Annotated in this window: 13 protein-coding genes and 1 pseudogene; 11 read left to right on the forward strand and 3 right to left on the reverse strand. The window is 66.4% G+C overall.

Annotated elements, in window-relative coordinates; genetic code table 11:
* Positions 1-12: 12 nt before the first annotated feature.
* The 5 genes and pseudogenes from GA615_RS00820 to rplS form a co-directional block, all read left to right on the forward strand.
* On the forward strand, positions 13-2,685 hold the full coding sequence (locus GA615_RS00820) for a choice-of-anchor Q domain-containing protein (protein ID WP_152049361.1): 2,673 nt from the start codon (positions 13-15) through the stop codon (positions 2,683-2,685).
* Between the two features lie 176 nt (positions 2,686-2,861).
* Positions 2,862-4,364, forward strand: a complete 1,503-nt coding sequence (gene ffh, locus GA615_RS00825; RefSeq protein ID WP_152049362.1) for a signal recognition particle protein — start codon at positions 2,862-2,864, stop codon at positions 4,362-4,364.
* Positions 4,365-4,751: 387 nt separating this feature from the next.
* The gene (gene rpsP / locus GA615_RS28550) at positions 4,752-5,201 is read left to right on the forward strand and encodes a 30S ribosomal protein S16 (RefSeq protein ID WP_152049363.1); all 450 of its coding nucleotides are present in this window, start codon (positions 4,752-4,754) and stop codon (positions 5,199-5,201) included.
* 158 nt (positions 5,202-5,359) lie between these two features.
* Positions 5,360-6,022 (forward strand): tRNA (guanosine(37)-N1)-methyltransferase TrmD, encoded by a 663-nt coding sequence (trmD, locus tag GA615_RS00835; protein WP_152049364.1) that lies wholly within the window; start codon positions 5,360-5,362, stop codon positions 6,020-6,022.
* Between the two features lie 96 nt (positions 6,023-6,118).
* Positions 6,119-6,466: pseudogene (gene rplS / locus GA615_RS00840) on the forward strand (50S ribosomal protein L19); the annotation flags it as partial.
* 518 nt (positions 6,467-6,984) lie between these two features.
* Here rplS and GA615_RS00845 read toward each other — a convergent pair.
* Positions 6,985-7,890, reverse strand: coding sequence for a PDZ domain-containing protein (locus GA615_RS00845; protein WP_152049366.1), 906 nt, complete (start codon positions 7,888-7,890; stop codon positions 6,985-6,987).
* 376 nt (positions 7,891-8,266) lie between these two features.
* On the opposite strand from GA615_RS00845, the gene GA615_RS00850 reads away from it, so the two are divergent.
* From GA615_RS00850 to GA615_RS00860, 3 genes are all read left to right on the forward strand, one after another.
* Positions 8,267-9,325 carry a dienelactone hydrolase family protein gene (locus GA615_RS00850; RefSeq protein ID WP_152049367.1) on the forward strand — a complete coding sequence of 353 codons (1,059 nt, stop codon included), beginning with the start codon at positions 8,267-8,269 and terminating at the stop codon, positions 9,323-9,325.
* A gap of 118 nt (positions 9,326-9,443) precedes the next feature.
* Positions 9,444-9,806, forward strand: a complete 363-nt coding sequence (locus GA615_RS00855; protein WP_235904962.1) for a DUF485 domain-containing protein — start codon at positions 9,444-9,446, stop codon at positions 9,804-9,806.
* Positions 9,803-11,719, forward strand: coding sequence for a sodium/solute symporter (locus GA615_RS00860; protein WP_152049369.1), 1,917 nt, complete (start codon positions 9,803-9,805; stop codon positions 11,717-11,719). Before GA615_RS00855 ends, GA615_RS00860 begins: the two co-directional genes overlap by 4 nt.
* A gap of 78 nt (positions 11,720-11,797) precedes the next feature.
* Here GA615_RS00860 and GA615_RS00865 read toward each other — a convergent pair whose 3' ends face one another.
* A complete protein-coding gene (locus GA615_RS00865) occupies positions 11,798-12,508 on the reverse strand; it encodes a hypothetical protein (RefSeq protein WP_152049370.1) in 711 nt (236 codons plus the stop codon).
* Positions 12,509-12,968: 460 nt separating this feature from the next.
* Positions 12,969-15,587, reverse strand: coding sequence for a right-handed parallel beta-helix repeat-containing protein (locus tag GA615_RS00870; RefSeq protein WP_152049371.1), 2,619 nt, complete (start codon positions 15,585-15,587; stop codon positions 12,969-12,971).
* A gap of 607 nt (positions 15,588-16,194) precedes the next feature.
* Between GA615_RS00870 and GA615_RS00875 the strand changes: the two genes are divergently transcribed.
* The 3 genes from GA615_RS00875 (at position 16,195) to GA615_RS00885 (ending at position 21,060) form a co-directional block, all read left to right on the forward strand.
* Positions 16,195-17,679, forward strand: coding sequence for a GspE/PulE family protein (locus GA615_RS00875; RefSeq protein WP_152049372.1), 1,485 nt, complete (start codon positions 16,195-16,197; stop codon positions 17,677-17,679).
* A gap of 139 nt (positions 17,680-17,818) precedes the next feature.
* Positions 17,819-19,249, forward strand: a complete 1,431-nt coding sequence (gene purB / locus GA615_RS00880; protein WP_152049373.1) for an adenylosuccinate lyase — start codon at positions 17,819-17,821, stop codon at positions 19,247-19,249.
* A 1,115-nt stretch (positions 19,250-20,364) separates the two neighbouring features.
* The gene (locus tag GA615_RS00885; RefSeq protein ID WP_152049374.1) at positions 20,365-21,060 is read left to right on the forward strand and encodes a hypothetical protein; all 696 of its coding nucleotides are present in this window, start codon (positions 20,365-20,367) and stop codon (positions 21,058-21,060) included.
* Positions 21,061-21,129 lie beyond the last annotated feature (69 nt).

Consider the following 21,129-nt stretch of genomic DNA (forward strand, 5'->3'; position numbering starts at 1 on the left):
TGGAGGCCGGTGATGTCCACCCGATCCGATCGGCGGGGCGCCCGTCGCCGCCGCAACGGCCTCTGTCCTCGCCCCGAGTGGCTGGAGCCCCGGAGCCTGCTAGCCACCTTCACCGTCAGCGTGCTCGACGACGCCGGCCCCGGCTCGCTTCGCGGGGCAATTGAGCAGGCGAATGGTGATCCCGACCACGATACGATTCGCTTCGAGCCGGGCCTGACCGGCACGATCACGCTGAACACGAGCCTACCGGACCTGGAGACGGATCTTGCCCTGGCCGGTCCGGGGGCTGGTTTGCTGACGTTGGCGCGGTCGCAGGACGAGGCGGCCCCAGCCTTCCGACTCATCACCGTGACCGAGGGGGTGACGGTTTCGCTCTCCGGTCTGACCCTCACCGGAGGTCTGGCGACGACCGGCGGCGGCGTGGCCAATGCGGGGATGCTGGTTCTCTCCGGCGTCGCGATCCAGGGGAATCGGGCCGGTTTCGCACTGGCCGACGCGACCGGCGGCGGCATTGCGAATATCGGTGAGATGACGATCGTCGATTCCCTCCTTCGGGAGAACCAGGCCCAGGGGCTGAGCGCCATCGGTGGCGGCGGCAACGGCACCGGGGGGGCGATCTGGAACTCGGGGACGATGGCGATCGTCCGCTCGTCGATCGTTGCCAACCGGGCGGCCGGCGGGATGCAGCTCATCGGTTCGCTCAACCCGGGGACCGGCCGGGGCGGCGGCATCCACAACTCCGGAACGATGACGATCAGCGCCTCGACCCTGGACGGCAATTCGGCGAATGTCGCCGGGGGGATCGACAACGACGCGACGTTGACGCTCGACCGCTCGGTCGTGGTCGACAACGTGGCCACAGGGGGCTTGCGGTCGGTCGTGCTCGGGACCGGGGCGCAGGGGGGAGGCATCCTGAACTCGGGCCTGCTTCGGGTGGTCGATTCCTCGTTCTCGGCCAATGAAGCGCGGTTGTCCGGATTCCTCAGCGTGCCGGCCTCGGGCGGAGCGCTGGTCAACTTCGGGACGGCGGCGATTCTGGGATCGGCCTTCGAGGACAATCGGGCCGTCTCGCAGGCTTCCGGAGGGCCGACGAGTTCTGCCTCGGCCCAGGGGGGGGCCATCCGGAATGCCGGGCCGATGACGATCCTCGGTTCCTCCTTCGCCCGGAATCGCGTGGAGGCGACCGAGGGGATTTCGGCCGATGCCCGAGGGGGGGCAGTCTTCAGTACCGAGCCGCTGTCGATCACGCAATCCGTTTTTGAGGAGAACCGGGCCGACTCCCAGGGCGTTCGGGGCTGCATCGGCCTGGGAGGGGCCATTGCCAGCAACGGGCCGTTAACCCTCTCGGCCTCAACGCTGAGTGGCAACGTGGTGGAGAGCCAGGGAGGTTTCGGGCCATCGGGAGCCGGTGGGGCATTGGTGCAGGGGCAGTCGGGCTCGGCGACCGTGGTGAACACGACGATCAGCGGGAATCGCGCTCTGTCCGGAGGCGGCCTTTCGACCGACGGCGACGTGATGCTTGCCCATGTAACCCTCGCCGACAACGAGGGGGGTGGCGTCGTCGCGTTCACGATTCCACCGCTTGCTCCTCGTCAGCTGACGATCGCGTCGAGCCTGTTTGGGACCAACCCGGGCGGCTCGCTGGTGACCAACGGCGCGGAGGTGCTTTCGATGGGCGGCAATGTTTTTGCCGACGCGCCGAATCTGCCCCTTGATCCGTCGGATCGGACCGGCGCCGATCCCCGCCTTGGCCCGCTGGGCGACAATGGCGGACCCACCCCCACCCGAGCCCTCTGGCCCGGCAGCGCCGCCCTCGACGCTGCGCTGCCGGTCCTGGGCGTGACGACCGACCAGCGAGGAGTTCCCCGACCTTCGGCCTCCGCCCCCGACTCCGGCGCGTTCGAGGCCGAGGCGTCTGCGGAGATCGTCGCGACTCCGGTCCCCTCGTCGCCCGAGATCGGCCAACCTGTGACCGTCACACTGACCCTGCTTGACGCCGACGGCGTGCCCCTGGCCGGTGTCCCCGGTGCGGTCCAGGTCGTCTCCGGTCCGAACGCCGGGACTGCCGGGCCGATCGGGTTGACCGACGCCGCCGGCCGCCTCCTGTTTTCCTACGACGGTGAGGGAGGGCCGGGGGTCGATACGGTGATCGCCTCGGCCACTCTGCCCGGTGGCTCGACCATCGTTTCGAATCCGGCCTCGGTCGTCTGGCCGGCGATCCCGCCGACGGTCACCAGCCTGCATCGCCTGGGGTTCCACGCCCGGCCCACTCAAATTCTCGTTGCATTCAGTGAGCCGATGGAGCCGGTTCGCGCGGGGGATCCGACCCGATACCGCCTCCTCGCCCCCGGCCTCGACCGCCGATTCGGGACCGGGGACGACCGGGCCATCCCGATGGCCTCGGCCACGCTCGACGAGGGCGGAACGGTGGTTTCCCTGGTGCCGATCCGTCGCCTGCCGCTCCACCGGACCTATCAACTGACTGTCCTCGGGACCCCTCCCGAGGGCCTGACCTCCGCCTCGGGGGCCTTCCTCGACGGAGCAGGGGCCGGCCAGCCCGGCACCGACTTCACCACGACCTTCGGCCCCGAATCGTTCGTCCGGCCGAGCCGATCGGCTCCGGACGCCCGGCTCGATGCGATCCGTCGTCTTCGGCTCGTCCGAGAGGCTCGGTCCCTGGGATAACGGGGAGCGTTGCGTCCGGCTCGGAGTGTTGGGCGCGGCTTCACAGGAAGAGGAGATCGCCGGCAGACCTCGACTTCGAGCGGCTTCCGAAGCGCCGGCATTGCCCGCCGATGGTGTGATCGTTACAATTGGCGATTCGCAATCCCCCAAAGTGGCGATCACGGTACGCCTTTGCCATGTTTGACGATATCCAGCACCGCCTGTCAGACGCCCTCGGCCGGTTCAAGGTCCGTGGCAAGCTGACCGAGGCCAACATGCAGGAGGGCCTGCGGGCCGTCCGCACCGCCTTGCTGGAGGCCGACGTCAACTACGAGGTCGTTCAGCGCTTCATGAAGCGCGTGACCGAGAAAGCCGCCGGCCAGGAGCTGATCAAGAGCGTCCGCCCCGACCAGCAGATCATCAAGATCGTCCACGACGAGCTGATCGAGTTGATGGGCGAGGGCGACCCTCACATCCGCTTCGAGAAAACTGGGCCGACGGTGTTGATGCTTTGCGGCCTGCAAGGCTCGGGCAAAACGACCACCTGCGGCAAGCTCGCCCGCCGGATGCTCGGCCTCGGGCGCAAGCCCTTGCTCGTCGCCGCCGACCTGCAACGCCCGGCGGCCATCGAGCAATTGAAGGTCCTCGGCCAGCAGCTCGACGTTCCTGTCTACACCGAAGACCCGTCGAAGGCCGACCCCGTCGAGGTCTGCCGCAAAGGGGTGGCCGAGGCCGATCGTCTGGGCCGCGACACGGTGATCCTCGACACCGCCGGCCGATTGCACGTCGATGACGAGCTGATGGGCCAGCTCAAGCGGATCGAGAAGAAGGTTCGCCCGCATCAGGTCTACTTCGTCTGCGATGCCCTGACCGGGCAAGACGCCGTGGCATCGGCCGGATCGTTCAACGAGGCGCTCGAACTCGACGGCGTGATCCTGACGAAGCTCGACGGCGACGCCCGAGGCGGTGCCGCCCTATCGGTCCGGCAGGTCACCGGCGTACCGATCAAGTTCGTCGGCATGGGGGAGAAGCTCGAACGGCTCGACGTCTTCGACCCCGAGCGGATCGTCGGCCAGATGCTCGGCATGGGCGACATCGTTGGCCTCGTCGAAGCCGCCAAGGACGCCGTCGACGAGGAAGAAGCCAAGCGCCAGCAAGAGCGGATGGCCAAGGGGAAGTTCGACCTCGACGACTTCCGCAAGCAAATCGTCACGATGAAGAAGATGGGGTCGGTCAAGGACCTCATGGGCAAGATCCCCGGCATGAACCAGATGGGTTCGATGCTCGAAGGGGTCGATGCCGACGCCGAGGTCAAGCGCATCCAGGGGATCATCGACAGCATGACCCCGGCCGAACGCCGCGACCCGGACACGATCGACATCAGCCGACGCCGCCGGATCGCCGCCGGGGCCGGTTGTGAGCCGCAAGACGTCTCGGGCCTGGTCAAGCAGTTCGACGCCATGGCGGCGATGGTCAAGCAGATGTCGCAGATGTCGATGCTCGACCGCGTGAAGACCCTCTCGGGCCTCGGCAAGGCCGGCGCCTTCAACCCCGGCGCGATGCTCAAAACGACCAAGCAAAGCACCGGCAAGCGCCTCTCCGCCAAGGAACGCGAGAAGCAGAAGAAACTCCGCGAGAAGGAAGCCCGCCGCCTGCAGCGCGAGCTTCGTGAGAAACGCAAAGGGGGACCGAACCCCTAAGTCCGCGACACGACGCGACACGACCTGTGCCGCAACGCGACGCGACGCGACGAGTGCCCCGAGCGGGAGGGCACCCTCGAACCAACGGCCCGGCCCTCTTTCGCCCACGGCGAGACGACGAAAAAAAAGGGCCCGGCCGCTGTTCTGACCGGAAGGATGGAACGTCTCGCCAATCCGATTCGCCGAATGAGAGGGTATGAGCCGGCCTTTGATCCGACCGCCACGGTCGGGTCGATCCGCCGGCCGCGGGGCCGCCGATGGCTCGGGAACCGGCCCCGTCTCTCTCCCTTGCTTTTCCGCGAGGGCAGGGGGGTGCCCGACACGTTTGGAACCCAAAGAACATGCGTCCGAGCCGCGCTTCCGATTGCCTGGGAGTGATCGTTCGAGATGGTCAAGATTCGCATGAAGTCGTTCGGCCGACGGCACCGCCCGTTCTACCGGATTTGCGTGATGGACGCCCGCACCCCGCGTGACGGCCGCGCCATCGAGGAACTCGGCTGGTACGATCCGCTCGTCCGCAACGAGTCGGCCCGCGAGTGGTTCAACACCCCTCGGGTCCGCTACTGGCTCTCCGTCGGCGCCCAGCCGACCGAGAAGGTCGCCGCGATGCTCAAGCGGCACGGCATCACCAAGCCGGCCAACGGCGAAGCCTGGGATAACGTCCCGGCCGAGGAGCGCCCCGCCCCCGGCGCCAAGACGACTCACCTGACCGGCGGACCCGCCCCCAAGCCGAAGGCCGCCCCGCCGGCCCCCGAGCCTGAGGCCCCCGCCGCCGAGGCTCCGGCCGCCGACGCCACCCCGGCCGAGGAGCCGAAGGCCGAGGAATCGCAGGCCTGACCGGCCCGGCCGCCAAGGACCTTGACGGGCTGGGTCGGCCGGCCGGAACCGGACGACGCGATGCGGTACTGTCCGATCCTGTCCTCCGCACGTTCTCGACCGCCTGACCCACGCCCTTTCCGGCCCCGGCCGGCCGACGCCCAGCGGGCCCTCCGACGATGCGATGTGACGTCCTGACGCTCTTCCCCGGCCTGTTCGAGGGGTTTCTGTCCGAGAGCATCCTGAAGCGGGCGATCCGCCGCGGCTTGATCTCGGTCAACCTCTGGGACATTCGCCGGTGGGCCCTCGACCGGCACCGGAGCGTCGACGACACCCCGTACGGCGGCGGTCCCGGCATGCTGATGATGGCCCCCCCGGTCGTCTCGGCCGTCGAGACCGTGCAAGCCTGCTTCGGCGACCGACCCGGACGCCTGATCGCCCTGACCCCTTCCGGAAGACGCCTCGATCAACCGTTCGTCGCGGAATTGGCCAAGGAACCTCGAATCACCCTGCTCTGCGGGCGTTATGAAGGGTTCGACCAGCGAATTCTCGACGTGTTGAAACCCGAGACCCTCTCGATCGGCGACTACGTCCTTTCCGGAGGAGAAGTTCCGGCCATGGTGGTCATCGACGCGGTCATGCGGCTGGTTCCCGGCGTGCTGGGCGATGAGCGGAGCGCGATCGACGAATCGTTCGGACCCGACGGCGGCCTCGAATATCCACACTACACCCGACCCCGCTCGTACCGCGGCCTGACCGTGCCCGACGTCTTGCTCAGTGGCGACCACGCCGCCATCGACCGCTGGCGACGCCAGCAACGACGCGAAGTCGGCACGAGCTAACCCCAGGCCAACGATCGTCTGCGAGCGCTTCGGACGTTCAAGATACCTTCCTCCTTGATTCAACCCGATCCAAGCCATACACAAAGGACCCCTCCCATGCAGAACGCCCTGATGGAACTGGTCGAGAAGACCGGTTTGCGCGAGAAGGTCCCTCACTTCGAGATCGGCGACACGGTCGACGTGCACGTCCGGATTCTTGAAGGGGACAAGGAACGCATCCAGATCTTCAACGGCGTCGTCATTTCCCGATCCGGGGCCGGCGTCCGCGAGATGTTCATCGTTCGCCGGATCGTCGCCGGCGAAGGGGTCGAGCGGGCCTTCCCGGTCCACTCCCCCCGCATTGCCGACGTCGTCGTCAAGCGCTCGGGTAAGGTCCGCCGGGCCAAGCTGTACTTCCTCCGCGACCGCATCGGCAAGGCCGTCCGCCTCAAGGAGCGCATTCGGGGCAAGGCCAACGAGGCCGAAGCCGCCGCCGTCCGCACCCAGAAGCGCGAGGCCCGCAAGGCCAAGAAGGCCGCCAAGGCCGAAGCCCGCGCCCAGCGCGCCAACGAGCCGAAGGTCAAGGCCCCGGCGACCGACGCGGCCTCCGAAGGGGATGCCGCTCCCGCCGAAGGGGCCGAGTAATCACTCGGCAGTCGGCAGAAGGGATAAGGACGCTCCGGCGCCATCGGTGGCAAGGGCCGAATTCCGCCTCCCTCTCCCCGCTCGTGGGGAGAGGGCCGGGGTGAGGGGTCCGGGGCCGGAGCGCCAGGCCTGGCGTCTTCGCCATCAGCCCCCTCACCCCGGCCTGCGGCCACCCTCTCCCCCGCGAGCGGGAGCGAGGGTCGGTTTCTGGCTCCCTCTCCCCACTCGCGGGGTGAGGGTCTTGGTGCCGCAGAACAACACGCTGCGTCCAGGCACCTGGCCAGCGTTCGCGTGACGGCCACCCTCTCCCCCGAGGGCGGGGCGAGGGTGGCTTTGCCTCAGGGCATGGGAATGGGATTGGGCACGGGTAGCGTCGTCGGAGCCTGAGAGGGAACCGGCGCCGGGCTGGCGTAAACCTGGCCTCCCGAGGCATCGAGCACGACATACACGGGCACATCGACACCGGGGTTGCGTACATCGCGGACGATCAGGTTCAGCGCTCCTCCCGAGCTGGCGATCACCCGTCTCAGGGCGTTCGAGTCGCTCATCGGGATGCCGTTGGCCGACATGATCGTGTCGCCAATCTCAATGCCTGACCGCTGCGCGGCTCCGCCGGGAACCACCTGGGTCACGCGCAGGCCATAAATCGGCCGCAGCGCCAGCCGAGGCGCCGGCTGGCCCGGCACCGGAGCGGCATAGACCTGGTTATTGTTCGCCACCGCCGTCAACTGGGTGGCCACGCCGAGCGTGTAGGGCAACGGACCCGGACCCGGCGGGAACGGAGGCGGGGCCGGCTGCGGAAACGGAGGCGGCACCGGGCCAGGACCGACCGTGGGGATGAACACCCAGTTCAGTTGCGGCTGGCCGGTGCGGATGTTGATGAACTGCACCGATGTCTGCGCCGTGTGGTTCAGAAGGTCGTTCGGCCCGTAGATCGGCTGGCCGTCGAGCGCGGTGATCATGTCGCCCGGTTCCAGCTGGATCTGGCTGGCCGGCGATCCGGCGACCGGATATTGGGTCAAGCGGGCTCCTTGCGAGTTCCCGTAAGGCTCAAGCCGGTAGTAGATTCCCAGGTTTGAGGCATACAGGTTCGTCGGAGTCGGTGCGTAATACGGCGCCTGGACAGGCGCCCGAGCGGCTTCTTGCGCGTGGACCTCAGTGTTCCCGATCGGCGCCAGGCTCGTGGCGAGGATCAGCCCCGCGACTCCGAGCATCCATCCCGATTGGTGATGTTGTGTCCTCATTGTTGCACCTTCCGTTCTCAAAAAGCTGCATCGCACGCGGCGACGATCATCCGGTCCTGAGGTTTCCGTGAGGACACGGATGCCAACGCATCAGATGGCATGGAGTGGAACGATTCTTTGCAAAGCTCGGGCGCTGATTGGCTCAGGATCGGTTCCACCCGCTGCCCGATGCACGACGACGCCGTTAGCATAGGTCATTCGTGGGCCGGTCGTGTCACACTACTTCCGACTCGTTCTCCTATCGTATCGCATCCGGGTGAATGAATCCGACACAATTCTCGGTTTCTCAAAGGTTCGTCGCGTGGCCACGAGACGAATGGCCCGGATCGTCGGATTTTGCCCTGAGTTTTCTTTGTTGATTCCGGAGTCGTGCCCAATGCGCGATCGAGGCTCCCCTCCCTCGTGGCTTCCTCAGGTCCAGACGCCTCCCGACGTGATCCCATCCGAGGCCGATCGGCCCGCCCCGTTACTGTTCGATGCCGAGCATCGGCCGATCACGACGCTCGAAGCCTGGACCAACCGGCGGGCCGAGCTGATGGAACGCTGGCGATCCTTCCTCGGCGTGATTCCGAGGCCGCGCAACGTGCCGGCGATCCGGGTGCTGGAACAGGATCAGGTCGAGCCCGAGGTCAGCGGCCAGCGCGCGGTCGATCGCCTGCTCATTGCCTACGATCCCGAGCCGGGCCGGACGGTCGAGGCGTACCTGCTGCGTCCGTCCGATCCGGCCCCGACCCGAGGCAGGCCGGGGGCGGTCGTCCTGCACTCGACGACCGACGCCACCATCCGACAGCCGGCCGGGCTCGATGGGCCGAGCGACAAGTTCATCGGCCTGCACCTGGCCCGCCGGGGGTATGTGGCGATCTGCCCGCCGTGCTTCCTCTGGGACGGACCGGACGAGCTCGACCGCTATACGAAGGCCGTCGCCCGCCAGCGGGCAAGGCATCCCGGAGCGACCGGCACGGCCGCGATGCTCTACGATGCGCAGCGGGCGCTCGATCTGCTCGAAGCGCAAACCGATGTCGATGCCGGGCGGATCGCCAGTATCGGCCACTCGCTCGGGGCGAAGGAGGTGCTGTTCCTGGCGGCGTTTGACCCGAGGGTTCGGGCGACCGTGTCGAGCGAGGGGGGAATCGGCATCGGTTACTCGAACTGGGACGCCCCCTGGTATCACGGCGAGGAGGCGAGTCGGCCCGATTTTCCGCTCGATCATTCCCAGGTGCTTGCCCTGGTCGCGCCGCGGTCGTTTTTGCTGATCGGCGGCGACTCGGCCGACGGCGATCAGAGCTGGCCGTACATCGAAGCATGCTTGCCCGTCTGGAAATTGCTGCGGGCGGGAGATTCGCTCGGCCTGTTCAACCACGGCGAGGGGCACGCGTACCCACCCATTGCGCAGCAGCGGGCGTATGAGTGGCTCGACTGGTCGCTCGGCCTCTGAACCCCCGGCAGGGGCTTGCGATCGGCGAGGGTTCGGCTACGCTACGCCGATCTGTCATCCCCTTTGGTCCAGGCGATTCCCTCGCGGAATTGCGGATCCACTGACCCCCGGTGCGACTGTGCCTCCGATTCACGACCGATCGACCGCCGGCACGCGTGGCGGTCCTCCCGCGCATGATGTTGACGAGCCGCCGGCCCTGACGATCGCCTACGCGAAGGTCGGCCTCTGGCTCTTTGTCATCTACCTGGCCCTCTATGCGGCATTCGTGGGAGTCAATGCGTTCGCTCCCGACGTGATGGCGAAACGGCCCACCGGGGGCCTGAATCTGGCGGTTTCAACCGGCCTGGGCCTGATCGTTGCGGCGATTATCCTGTCTCTGGTCTATATGGCGATCTGTAAGCGCGTTGCCGACCGGCACTGGGCCGCCTCGGGAACGCGGCCGGGGGGTGACGGGGATCAGGAGCGAGGGGCCGGGCGATGATTTACGAACCCTCGACGATCGCCGTGGCGGTCTTCGCCGCCTTTGTCGGCACGGTCCTCGGCCTGAGCTTCTACCTGGGTCGGAAAGCTCGGGAGCCCGGCGGTTACTTCGCGGCGCACGGGCAAATTCACTGGTTTGTGAATGGAATCGCCTTCGCGGGCGATTACCTGTCGGCCGCGTCGTTCCTGGGCATCTGCGGGATGATCGCGTTCGCCGGGTACGACGGGTTCCTCTACTCAATCGGCTACCTGGCCGGCTGGGTGGTTGCGCTGTTCGTGGTGGCCGAACCGCTGAAACGACTCGGTAAATTTACGTTTGCCGATGCCTTGAATAGCCAGTTCGATTCGAGAGGAATCACCCTGGCGGCGGCGGCCAGTACGCTGGTGGTGAGCATCTTCTACCTGATTCCCCAGATGGTCGGCGCGGGGACGCTCGTCCGGCCGTTGCTTGGCCTGCCACACGAGGCCGGGGTGATCACGGTAGGTGCGGTGGTGGTCCTCATCGTGGTGACGGCGGGCATGGTGTCCACCTCGTATGTGCAATTCATCAAGGGGGCCTTGCTGGTCCTGTTCTGCGCGGTGCTGGCCGTGTTCATTCTCCGTCGCGGTCTGACGACCGAGCCGGAGGTGCCCGACGGGCGGTTCCAACCGTTCGAGACCACGACCGTCGATGACCTGGGCGACGATCCAGGCCTCCGCATCCTTCCCGAAACCGAGAGCTGGCGCGACGAGCCGTTCGTCAGGGCCGAGGACCGAGACACCGGGATCGTCACCGTCTGGCATCGCCTTGACCCGGACGGGGATCAACTGGCCCGAGGGCAGACGCTCACCGTCTTGCCCGATGGAACCCGGCTGGCCAACGGCTTGCCCCAGGGCAAAGGGGAAGGGCAGGGGGACTTGAAGGCGGTGGGGCAGGTCATTCGCTTACCCGACGATCAAACCGAAACCGGCCAGCTTGGCCCGATCGAGTTCCTCACCACCGTGCAGGACAGCACCATCGCCGCCTGGACCAACCGGATCATCCGAGAGGCCGACGGCACGGTGACGACCGTCTATTATCCCGTGCCGACCGAGGGGAACGACCTGATGGTTCCCGGAGGCAGCTCGACCTTCAAGGGGATTCGGAGCGGTCGGCTGGTCGATAAGCTTGACTTCATTTCGTTGATGCTTGCCCTGTTCGGCGGGACAGCGTCGTTGCCTCACATCTTGATCCGTTACTACACGGTAAAGGACCAGAAGGCGGCGCGGCGGAGCACGGTCGTCGGCATTGCGGCGATCGGCGCGTTTTATGTGTTGACGCTTTACCTCGGCCTCGGTGCGATGACCGGCGGGGTCCTCGACCCGACGAACTCGAACATGGCCGCGCCCCTCCTGGCCCGGAGCTTCGGCGAGCTGCCGTTCGCGGTCATCTCAGCCGTGGCGTTTACGACCGTGCTGGGGACGGTGTCGGGCCTCATCATGGCTGCCAGCGGGGCGATCGCGCACGACCTGATCGAGAACGTCCTGCGCTGGCCGATGAGCGACCTGCGGAAGGTCCGGATCGCCAAGGGGTCTGCCGTGGTGATTGGGGTGGTGGCCATGGCGCTGGGGATCGCCTTTGAGAAGCTCAATGTGAGCTTTCTGGTCGGCTGGGCGTTCAACGTAGCGGCCTCGGCAAACCTGCCGGCCTTGGTGATGCTCCTGTTCTGGCGGAAGACGACCAAGTGGGGCATCACGGCGGCGATCTTTGTGGGCATGATCACGTCGTTGACCTGGATCTTGTTGAGTGCCCAGGCCTATCGAGACGTGTATGGGTTGCCTGCCGAGCAATCGATCATCCCGTTCAGCCAGCCGGGCCTGGTGACGATCCCGCTCGGGTTCCTGGTCCTGGTGGTTGTTTCGCTGATGACCCAGCCGAAGCAACGGCCGGAGTAAGGCTTGAGGGCCGAGGGCCGAGCTCCATGCTCAGCCTTCGGCCCTGTTCGAGGTGTCGCAGGGAGCCGAGCCGAGGGCTCAGAAGCTCGTATCCTGGATCATGTCGCCGGAGCTTCGGGGAATGAACTGCCAGGCGAGTTCGGCGATGACGATTTCCAGGAACTTCTTGCGGAAGGCGGAGCGGTTGACCGTCGCGCTGATGGGCATGGCCCCCTGGGTGCGGGGGAAGGAGGTTTCGACGATCTCGTCGTGCGAGACGACGATCTCACGATCTCGCCCGGGAATCGGCTTGCCCTTGTCGTCGGTCGGTTCGATCAGGTCAAAGACCTTGACATGAATGCGTGATGCTCCCTGGAACAGGCCGGGGCTGCGGTAGTCTTCGAGCTGGATGGCCTCGACTTCGAGGAAGATGACGCTGTCGGCCTCGAAGTCGCGGCCGGCGTCGGACGGATCGGTGTAGCCGGGGTGGCCGTCGACCCAGACCTTGACCTTCTGGTGCGGCACGAGCTCGAGTTTCTTGACCGAGCCGGCCAGAGAACGGCCGAGCCCCTTGGCCAGGTCGTCTTCCAGGTCGGGAAAGTCCGACATGGTGCCGGTGGTCGCGTGGCAAAGGATCACGACCTTTTTGCCTTTAAGCGACGGGCCGGGCGCGTCGATCGTGGGCTCGAACGGCTGGAGGAAATAGGCCAGGGCGCGGGGGTCGCACCCGGCGGCCAGGGCGAGTGTCCCCAAGCCCAGCGTCCCGAGCACCAGGGACCGCCGTGTTCGATCGAATGGCCGAAGGGTCATCCGTGTCCCCTCCCTTGAGTACCTGCCGAGAGTGGTCCGTATCGTAACGAACGCCGTCCGTTTCCCCGCGTCGGCGGAGCACCAGAGCGAAGCTCGGTCCCCGGGTGCCGTTCGCCTGCGATCGCGGGGGCTGGTTCAATCGGGTGGGGAATCGGACCCCCTCGCTCCGAGGATAACCCGGGGCGAGGGAAGCGATGGACGACGGCCCGAGTCCGGACGTTCCGTTCCGGTCCCTGGCGTGGAGGGTCGGCGATGTGGGGCGTTACCCTAGTCCAGATCGATCCGGTCGGCAAGGCCAACTCGGCACAGTTCGGCTGTGAAGGACGTTCGGACGGTTCGGGAGAAGCGAGAGGCCTGGGAATGTCCGGCTCCCCCCCCCCCCCCGACCTCTCCCAGAGCCAGAGGCCGGGGCGTTCTCATAAAGTTCGAGACCGAAGTTCGAGACCGGGCCCCTGCGCGATCAGGGCTCGGGCTCGGGCTCGGGGTCCGCGACGGCTCCGGGGGCCGGGTTGGCGTCGTCCTGATGGGTAACCGCTTCGTCATCGGCAACGGCGACGAGCCGGAGCAGGCGAGCCCCTTCAGCAAGCGAATGGTCGCCGCCCGGCTGGTTTTCGAAGGAGCACCCCCGCGAGGCGACGGTGGCGTCGGACGCGAGTTCAAGGCCGAAGCGGGCGTTGCTCGACAGCTCGCAGTCGACCAGATCGACCCGGCCCGACTCGACCGAGACGCCCGATCCACCATTCGAGGTCAAGCGGCACGCGACCAACTGCCCCAGGGCGGCGCTGTGCGCGAAGACGCCGGATTGGGTGTTCTCGGTGATCGTACAGTCGAGGAAGGTCGCACCGCTGGAGCCGGACAGCTCGGCCCCGGCATAGGCGTTCGATCGGATCACGCAGCGATCGAGTAGCGCGGGAGATTGCTCCTCGATGAGTAGTCCGGCCTGTTCGTTCTCCGCGATCAGGCTATCCACCAGCACCGTGCGGGTCGCGCTCTGGATCCGAAGGCCGGTCTGGCCGTTCTTGGAGAAGGTGCAGGCGGTGAAGGTCCCTCGGCTGTTGGAGGCCAGCCAGGCACCGTCCTCGCCAGCCTGCGAGAAGATGCAGTCGCGGAAGACGCCGAGGCTGGAGTCGGTCAGGCGAAGGTTGTCGACACCGTTGTTCAGGAGCCCCAGAAGTTCCCCCTGAACACGGGCCTCGTCTCGGACGAGTAATCCGACCTCGGCGTTCTCGGAGAGTTCCGAGCTTCGGAGGGTCAACCGGGACTCATCGGCGGCGACGATGCCGGAGGATTCGTGGTCCTGGATCGTGCATCGATCGAGGGTGGCCGTGCTGTCCTCGATCAGCATGACCCCGGAGAACGGGCCGCCGTGGATGTCCGAGGTTCGGAGAACCGGATCGGCCGTCCCCCGGATGACCAGGCCGTTCGATCGAGCGGTGTCGAAGACGCAGTCCTCAAGAATCTGGCGGCCCTCGGTGATCTCGACCAGGGGAGCCGGGTCGTCGCTGGCGACGTCGTCGGCGCGTCGGACGGTCAGGTTGCCCAGGAAAACGCCCGAGGAGTTGATGAGCAGCGGGGTGTCGTCGGGCAGTTCGAGGACGACCTCGGAGGGGTCGTCGCCGATGCCGATGAGGATGATCGGCTGATCGATCTGGAGCGACTCTCGGTAGACGCCGCCCATGACGAACAGGATCATGCCCTCGCTCTGTTGCAGACCTTCGGCAATGGTGCGGGCATCTCCCCGGCCCTCGGCATCGACGAGGGTGACCATCATGTCCTTGAACTGCTGCAATCGAGATGGCTCGGGGGTGTCGGGGGTCTCGATTCCGGGGCCGGGATTGAGCAGCCAGACGCCACGGAAGAAGGCGCGGGCCAGGTCGTCGTCGAGCTTGCCCTGGCGGGCATTGACGGCCATCAGGTAGCCGGTCGAGCCGTCCCGGAAGACCTCGATCCAGGTGTCGAAGGTCTTGCGTTCGCTCTGCGATCGGTAGCGGACCGATCGGCCGGGCAAAGGGCCGTAGCGGATGCGATCGGCCGGCTGGACGAGCTCGTGACGCCCTTCGAACAGGCTGTCGGTCAGGAACTGGGCGAAGAAGGCGTCGTCGTCGAGCCTCAGGGCCTCGTCGGGGTAGGTGGTGCGGCCGACGGAGTAACTCATCCCGTCCTGATCAACGAAGGCGGAGGCATCTTCGGCCGGGCCGAGCTGGGTGTCGAGGGTCTCAAGGGCCAGCTCGGGAGGAGCGGGCAGGGCCATCCGGATCTGCAAGGCGGGGGATCGATGCACGACCCAGCCCTCGGGAGCCTCCTCGGTGCGGTCGGCCAGGCGGTCGGGGAGGTCGTCGCGCGGGGGCTCGGAGCGGAAGGGGGGAGGGCCGATCGCCGGATCGGGTCGGGCCGGAGCGTCCCGGATCATCGCCACCAGGTCCGGATGCCCGCTGAGCCAGGCGACGTCGGCCGCGGTGTTTCCCTCGTCGTCGCGGAGCGTCGGGTCGGCACCGGCGTCGAGCAGGACCCGGACGACCTCGGCGTTGCCCTTCGAGGCGGCCCACATCAAGGGAGAAATCCCCATCGGGTCCTGGTCGTCGACCTCGGCCCCCGCCTCGATCAGGCGGGAGACGACCTCGGGGTTGCCGGCGGTGATGGCCATCAGCAGCGCATTGGAGCCCTCGGCATCGACCGGATCGACCTTGGCTCCCCAGTCGATCAGGCTGTCGACCATCGCCAGGTTGCCGCGTCCGGCAGCGATCATCAAGGCCGTGACCCCGGTCTGAGTGCTGAGGTTCGCGTCGGCTTGGTTGAACAGGAGGATGTCCAGGGTTTCCGCCGACTCGTACCAGGCGGCGATCATCAGGGCGGTCATGCCGGTCCGGGGGGCCTTGGCGTTTCGGTCGGCCCCCTGGTCGATCAGGAGCAGCGCGGCCTTCCAGTCGTCCTGTTGGGCGGCCTTCATGAGCGGGGTCCAGTCGGAATCGTCGAGATCCCGCTTCTGGGCGGAGAGGGTTGCAGGCAGAACCAGCAGCAAGGCGAGGCCGCCGGGCAGTCCACCACGCAAAGCCAGCCGCATCCAGCAATAGCGTTTCATTAGACCCTCCTTCGCCAATGCGTTGCGATGGGCGATCCGGGTCAGGTCGCCCTCGGCCGCCAGACTCCAGAACGAAAGACAGCCCCACCCCGCGACCGTTGCTTCGGAACGGTTTGCGAGGAGGGGCCGTCATGGCAAGACTCGCCGACCCGACATGAGTCGATGCTTCGATTCTCCCGCGCTGGTCGAGCGCGGGTCAATCGGGTGTTCGTTGCGGGTCATGGCGATGATGCGGGACGGCATCGTCGTCTGAGAACGGGGCGGTGGCTGCTTTGGAACGCAGCGGAGGTTGACCATTCGGATCGACGGACGGAGGCCAGGAAAACCGTTGGAATTGGGCTGGTCGTTGGTTTCATTCCGATCTCTTGCGCATTTAGAATTGTCGAAAGCAAGTCGAGCATGGCGCACGTCGGGTGGTCAGCCTGATGGCGTCGGCGTTCACCCGGCGGGTTCCCGAAGATCAAAGCCGGTAGGGGGAACGAACCGATCTTGAACGAGTCGGAACGGTCGAGAGCGGTTCTCCCTGGCATCGATTGGTTTTCGGACCGTGGGGAGTCTTCTCGGTCGATCGGCTCGATCAGTCCAGACGCGAGTGGAGGTACGTGAGATGGCCGACAACGTGGCGACGGGGTCTGGGCCGGAACTCGACGACGAGACACTCGCCCGGGCGCTTGCGGAGGCTCAGGTTCTGTCGGCCGAGCGGCTTCTGGTCGCCCAGCGGCATGCTCAGGAGCAAGAGATTGCCTTGCTGCGAGCGATCCAGGAACTCCAAATGGTCACGCCCGAGGATCTGGAACGGGCCGTTGCCGAGCGAGAAGCTCGGCAAGACGATGCCGACTCCTTGCCGGCGGTGGCTCAGCCGTCGGCGTCACCCGCCGTTGACAACGAGCGGACCGAGCGTGACCTGAGGGCCGAGCTGCACGCGATCGCCGAGACGGCCGTCCCCTCTGACCTGATCGAGCAGGTCATGATCCGGGCCATCAAGGCCCGAGCGACCGACATTCACCTCGACCCTCAAGAAGATCGCTACCTCATCCGTTTCCGGATCGACGGCCAGTTGCATCCGATGGTCGGGCTCGACGCCGAGATTGGCCAGGCGGTGGTGCGGGGAATCAAGATCCTCTCGGACATGAATCTGGTCGAATCGCGGCACCCGCAGGACGGGGCCTTGACCGTGATGGATCAAGGGAGGTCGTACAACCTCCGGTCCTCGACCCTGCCGACGACCCGAGGGGAGAAGGTCGTGCTTCGGGTCCTCGAACCGCCCGATGTACAGTTCGACCTGAACCGCCTGGGCCTGGAGCCGCATCAGGCGGCCCGGATCTCGAACCTGCTGGCCCGGCCGTACGGGGCCGTGCTCGTTGGCGGGCCGGTCGGGGCGGGGAAGACGACGACCTTGTATAGCTGCCTGCACCGGGTTTCGCACCCGAACCGGAACGTCCTGACGATTGAGGACCCGGTCGAGTATCGCTTTAGTGGGGTCAACCAGGTCGAGATCAACACCCAGATCGGTCTCGGCTTCGCCCAGGGGTTGCGGGCGATCCTCCGCCAGGACCCGGACGTCCTGATGATCGGCGAGATCCGGGATGAGGAGACCGCCGGGATCGGCATTCGGGCGGCCCTGACCGGCGTGCTCGTGTTCAGCACGATCCACGCTTCCGACGCCGCCGGGACGATCGCCTCCCTGTTCAACTACGGGATACCCGGCTACACTCTGTCGGGGGCCTTGCAGGGGGTGGTCAGTCAGCGGCTCGTTCGGGCGATCTGCCCGGAATGCCGGGTGGGCTACACGCCCGACGCGACGGTCTTGAAGGCGCTCAAGCTCGATCCCGAGGAACACCGCGGCCTGACCCTCCATCGGGGCGAAGGCTGCCCAAGCTGCTTCCACACCGGGTATCATGGCCGGGTCGGCATCTTCGAGGTCCTGGAGGTCTCGGAGCTGATCCGGGAGCTGATTCTCACCCAGACGACCCGAGAGGTGATCAACCAGGTCGCCCGGGATGAAGGGATGAAGACCCTCCGCGAGGCCGCCATCTCCAAGGTCATCGAAGGGGTGACGACCGTCGAGGAGATGTACCGGGTGACGATCTGATCGAATCGGATCGGCTCCGGATCGCCTGACCGAATCCCCCCCCTTCGCTCGCGATTCCCGAGGAGCGAGCCCGAAGGCTTCGCTCCCCTACCGTACCCGCCCCGCCTCATCTTCCCTCATTGCGCAGAGCCTGTCCGTCATGGATCGCCATCAGACGTATGAAAATCCCTTGATTTCCCGCTACGCGACACGTCCGATGGCGGAGCTGTGGTCGTCGGATCGGAAGTTCTCGACCTGGCGGCGGCTCTGGGTGGCATTGGCGAGGGCCGAGCAAGGGCTGGGGCTGCCGATCACCGATGCTCAGATCGCCGCGATGGAGGCGAAGGTCGATCAGATCGACTTCGACCTGGCCCGGTCGTACGAGAAGAAGCTCCGCCACGACGTGATGGCCCACGTCCATACCTTCGGTGACGCCGTGCCCGAGGCGAAGGCCATCATTCACCTGGGGGCGACCAGTTGCTACGTCACCGACAACACCGACGCGATCCTCTTGCGGGACGGCCTGGCGATGGTCCGCGACCGGCTGGTCGGGGCGATCGACGCGCTGGCGAGCTTCGCGGACCGCTGGAAGGATGAGCCCTGTTTGGGCTACACCCACTTCCAGCCGGCCCAGCTGGTGACCGTCGGCAAGCGGGCGACCTTGTGGTGCCAGGACCTGTTGATGGACCTGACCGAGGTGGAGCGGCGGATTGCCGACGTCAGGTTCCTGGGGGTGAAGGGGACGACCGGCACGCAGGCCAGCTTCCTCGACCTGTTCGACGGTGATCATGCGAAGGTGGAGGAGCTGGACCGCCGGGTGGCCGCCGCCTTTGAGTTCGAGGGGTCGTATCCGGTCACGGGGCAGACGTACCCGAGGAAGCTGGATTCGCTGGTCGTCTCGGCGCTGGTCGCCCTGGCCGAGAGTGCCCACCGGTTCGGCAACGACCTGCGGCTTTTGGCCCATGAGAAGGAGCTGGAGGAGCCGTTCGAGGCGAACCAGATCGGCTCCTCGGCGATGGCCTACAAGCGGAACCCGATGCGGGCCGAGCGGATGTGCTCGATCGCCCGCTTCCTGATGGCCCAGCAGGCGGCCGTCAGCCAGACCGCCGCAACGCAATGGCTGGAACGGACATTGGACGATTCGGCTGTCCGACGCATGACCCTGCCGCAATCGTTCCTCGCGGCCGATGCCCTGCTGTCGCTCTACCTGAACGTCGTGCCCGGCCTGATCGTCCGGCCGAAGGTGGTGGCCCGGAACGTCGAGCGGGAGCTGCCATTCATGGCGACCGAGGCCGTCTTGATGGCCGGCGTCCGCGCCGGGGGGGACCGGCAGGATCTCCACGAGCGGGTCCGGGTCCACTCGATCGCCGCCGCCGACGCCCTGAAGGACGGGGCCGAGCGGAACGACCTGATCGACCGGATGAAGGCCGACCCCGCCTTCGCCGCGATCGACCTCGACGCCGCCCTGAACCCCCGCCGGTTCATCGGCCGGTGCCCGGAGCAGGTGACCGCCTTCCTGGCCTCGGAGGTGGCCCCCGTCCGCGATCGCTACCCGAACCTGCTGGGGCAGAGCGACGAGGTCCACGTCTGAGCGGTGTGCCGTCTGGGGCGCCCCGTGGTGCGCCTTCGGTGCGCTGGCGGCTGGGGTCGATATTGCTGATCCTGCAACGGGTTGCGACCGTCGGCCCCGGTTCGTTTCGGCAATCGTGATCGCCGGGCCTGGCTTTGTTTCGTCGGGCGAGCCAGGACCGGGGCGGTGGTTCGATCGCAGCCTCCCCGGCGGCATCCTTTCGCGGGAGGGTGCGCCCCTGGTGCGCTCCGGTGCGCCTCGCGTCGTTTGACGTTTGCTCCATTAGGAAAAGGGGTTCCATCGATTGCCCCCGGTTCGTTTCGGCGTTTCGTCCGCCCATCCGACCGGAGTGAGGTGCCTCGGATCGGGGGACGGAGCCGTCTCCGACCAAGGAGATTCGGCCGTACCCAGGCACCAGGGATCGCGGTGCGCGGCTCGGTGCGCTTGCTGGTGCGCTCCTGATGCGCTGGGGAGACAGGACGGTATCGCTGATCTGGAAAGGAGTTCCGTTGCTCCTGGGTCGTTCGATTCGGGAATCGGTCGCTGTCGACTGGCTTCGTTTCGCGCGGAGCATCGCACACGCCGACCGCATCGCAACGCCTCCAAGGTTCCCGACGCTTGGGTCGACAATGGGAGGGAACAGGGAATGCCCATGTCGAGTTGCCAAAGAAACGAAGAACACCCAGGGCCCCCGAACCGGCATCGAGGCCGGTGCAGGAGTCGCGATCGGGCTGCGGGGAATCGGCCGCAATGGCTCCCCATCTCTTGAAATTATCAGGAATTGAGGGAGGGAGATTCACACAAACTCGCGAATTGGGAGAAATATCCGCGAAACGTGAGACGAGAATGTTCGGCTCAAGGGTTTGGGTCGCTTCGACGGGGTGGGGTGGGCGGGACGACCCAACGGACGAGTCCGGTAGGCTTACCGTTTGTCCGACGGGGGTCGAAACGATCTCCGCCGCCACGCCGAATTCGGATGCCGGCCCGTACATGATTGCGGTTCGTGAGTGTTCGCGAGGTTCCGAGAATGCGCTAGCAGGACCCAAATCACTTCGGGAAGATTGGACTGTGCGGTGGAACGATGAGGGGCATCAGTGCCGCCCCGCCGCGCGTGTTCGCCCACTCGGGAGGGTGCCATGTCGAATCACGTGATGCTAGCTTTGATCGTCATCGTGTTGTGCGCCACGTCAGCAGTCGCGACGGCCACCCACGACGTGAAGTCCGGCACAGAGCCCCCTGAGGGTGCCCGAGAGGAACGAGTGAACATCTCGGGGTCGGAGACAGAGAATTCGCCAGCGAAGGGCGATTTCGAGTTCTATCACATCCTGCTGTCGCGTCCTGTCCAACGCGAGCTCAGTCTGACCGATGAGCAGAAGGAGGACCTTGACCGGCTTTTCCGCACTGAGGGCGATCGGTCTCGGACCGTGCTCTTGGAGTACCGGAGCACGTACGACCCCGAGAAGAGGGTCGAAGTCTGGAACCGACTGGTTGCTGTGAATGACGAGGTCGCCGAGCGCATCCTGTCCGAGTTGCATCCCTGGCAGGCCCGGCGCCTGAAGGAAATTGCGATCCAGTGCGCGGGCCTGCGAGCGTTGCTGATGCCCAGGGTCGCCGACGCCTTGCACCTGACCGCCGACCAACGGAACGCACTCAAGCAGGTTCTCCCCCCGCTTCACCCGCTCCCAACGATGTTGCGGACGCATCAGGAGGCGGAAGCGAAGGCGGAACAAGCCCACGCGGAGGTCGAGGCCATTATGACGCAGGAGCAGTGGGAGGAGTTTCAGTGTTTGGGAGGTGAGCCGTTCGGAATCGACATGACTCCTGGACATTAAATGATCGGCGGGTGGCTGGGGTCCGTCTGCGGACCCCAGCCATCTATGAAGGAGCTTCTGTCAAGCCGC

Origin of the sequence: Tautonia marina (genome assembly GCF_009177065.1) — a bacterium.
GTDB lineage: Bacteria > Planctomycetota > Planctomycetia > Isosphaerales > Isosphaeraceae > Tautonia > Tautonia marina.

Bases quoted from the DNA above. Each gene is read 5' to 3' on its own strand.
- GA615_RS00820 (WP_152049361.1), top strand. From the start codon at position 13: ATGTCCACCCGATCCGATCGGCGGGGCGCCCGTCGCCGCCGCAACGGC.
- ffh (WP_152049362.1), top strand. From the start codon at position 2,862: ATGTTTGACGATATCCAGCACCGCCTGTCAGACGCCCTCGGCCGGTTC.
- rpsP (WP_152049363.1), top strand. From the start codon at position 4,752: ATGGTCAAGATTCGCATGAAGTCGTTCGGCCGACGGCACCGCCCGTTC.
- trmD (WP_152049364.1), top strand. From the start codon at position 5,360: ATGCGATGTGACGTCCTGACGCTCTTCCCCGGCCTGTTCGAGGGGTTT.
- GA615_RS00845 (WP_152049366.1), bottom strand. From the start codon at position 7,890: ATGAGGACACAACATCACCAATCGGGATGGATGCTCGGAGTCGCGGGG.
- GA615_RS00850 (WP_152049367.1), top strand. From the start codon at position 8,267: ATGCGCGATCGAGGCTCCCCTCCCTCGTGGCTTCCTCAGGTCCAGACG.
- GA615_RS00860 (WP_152049369.1), top strand. From the start codon at position 9,803: ATGATTTACGAACCCTCGACGATCGCCGTGGCGGTCTTCGCCGCCTTT.
- GA615_RS00865 (WP_152049370.1), bottom strand. From the start codon at position 12,508: ATGACCCTTCGGCCATTCGATCGAACACGGCGGTCCCTGGTGCTCGGG.
- GA615_RS00870 (WP_152049371.1), bottom strand. From the start codon at position 15,587: ATGAAACGCTATTGCTGGATGCGGCTGGCTTTGCGTGGTGGACTGCCC.
- GA615_RS00875 (WP_152049372.1), top strand. From the start codon at position 16,195: ATGGCCGACAACGTGGCGACGGGGTCTGGGCCGGAACTCGACGACGAG.
- purB (WP_152049373.1), top strand. From the start codon at position 17,819: ATGGATCGCCATCAGACGTATGAAAATCCCTTGATTTCCCGCTACGCG.
- GA615_RS00885 (WP_152049374.1), top strand. From the start codon at position 20,365: ATGTCGAATCACGTGATGCTAGCTTTGATCGTCATCGTGTTGTGCGCC.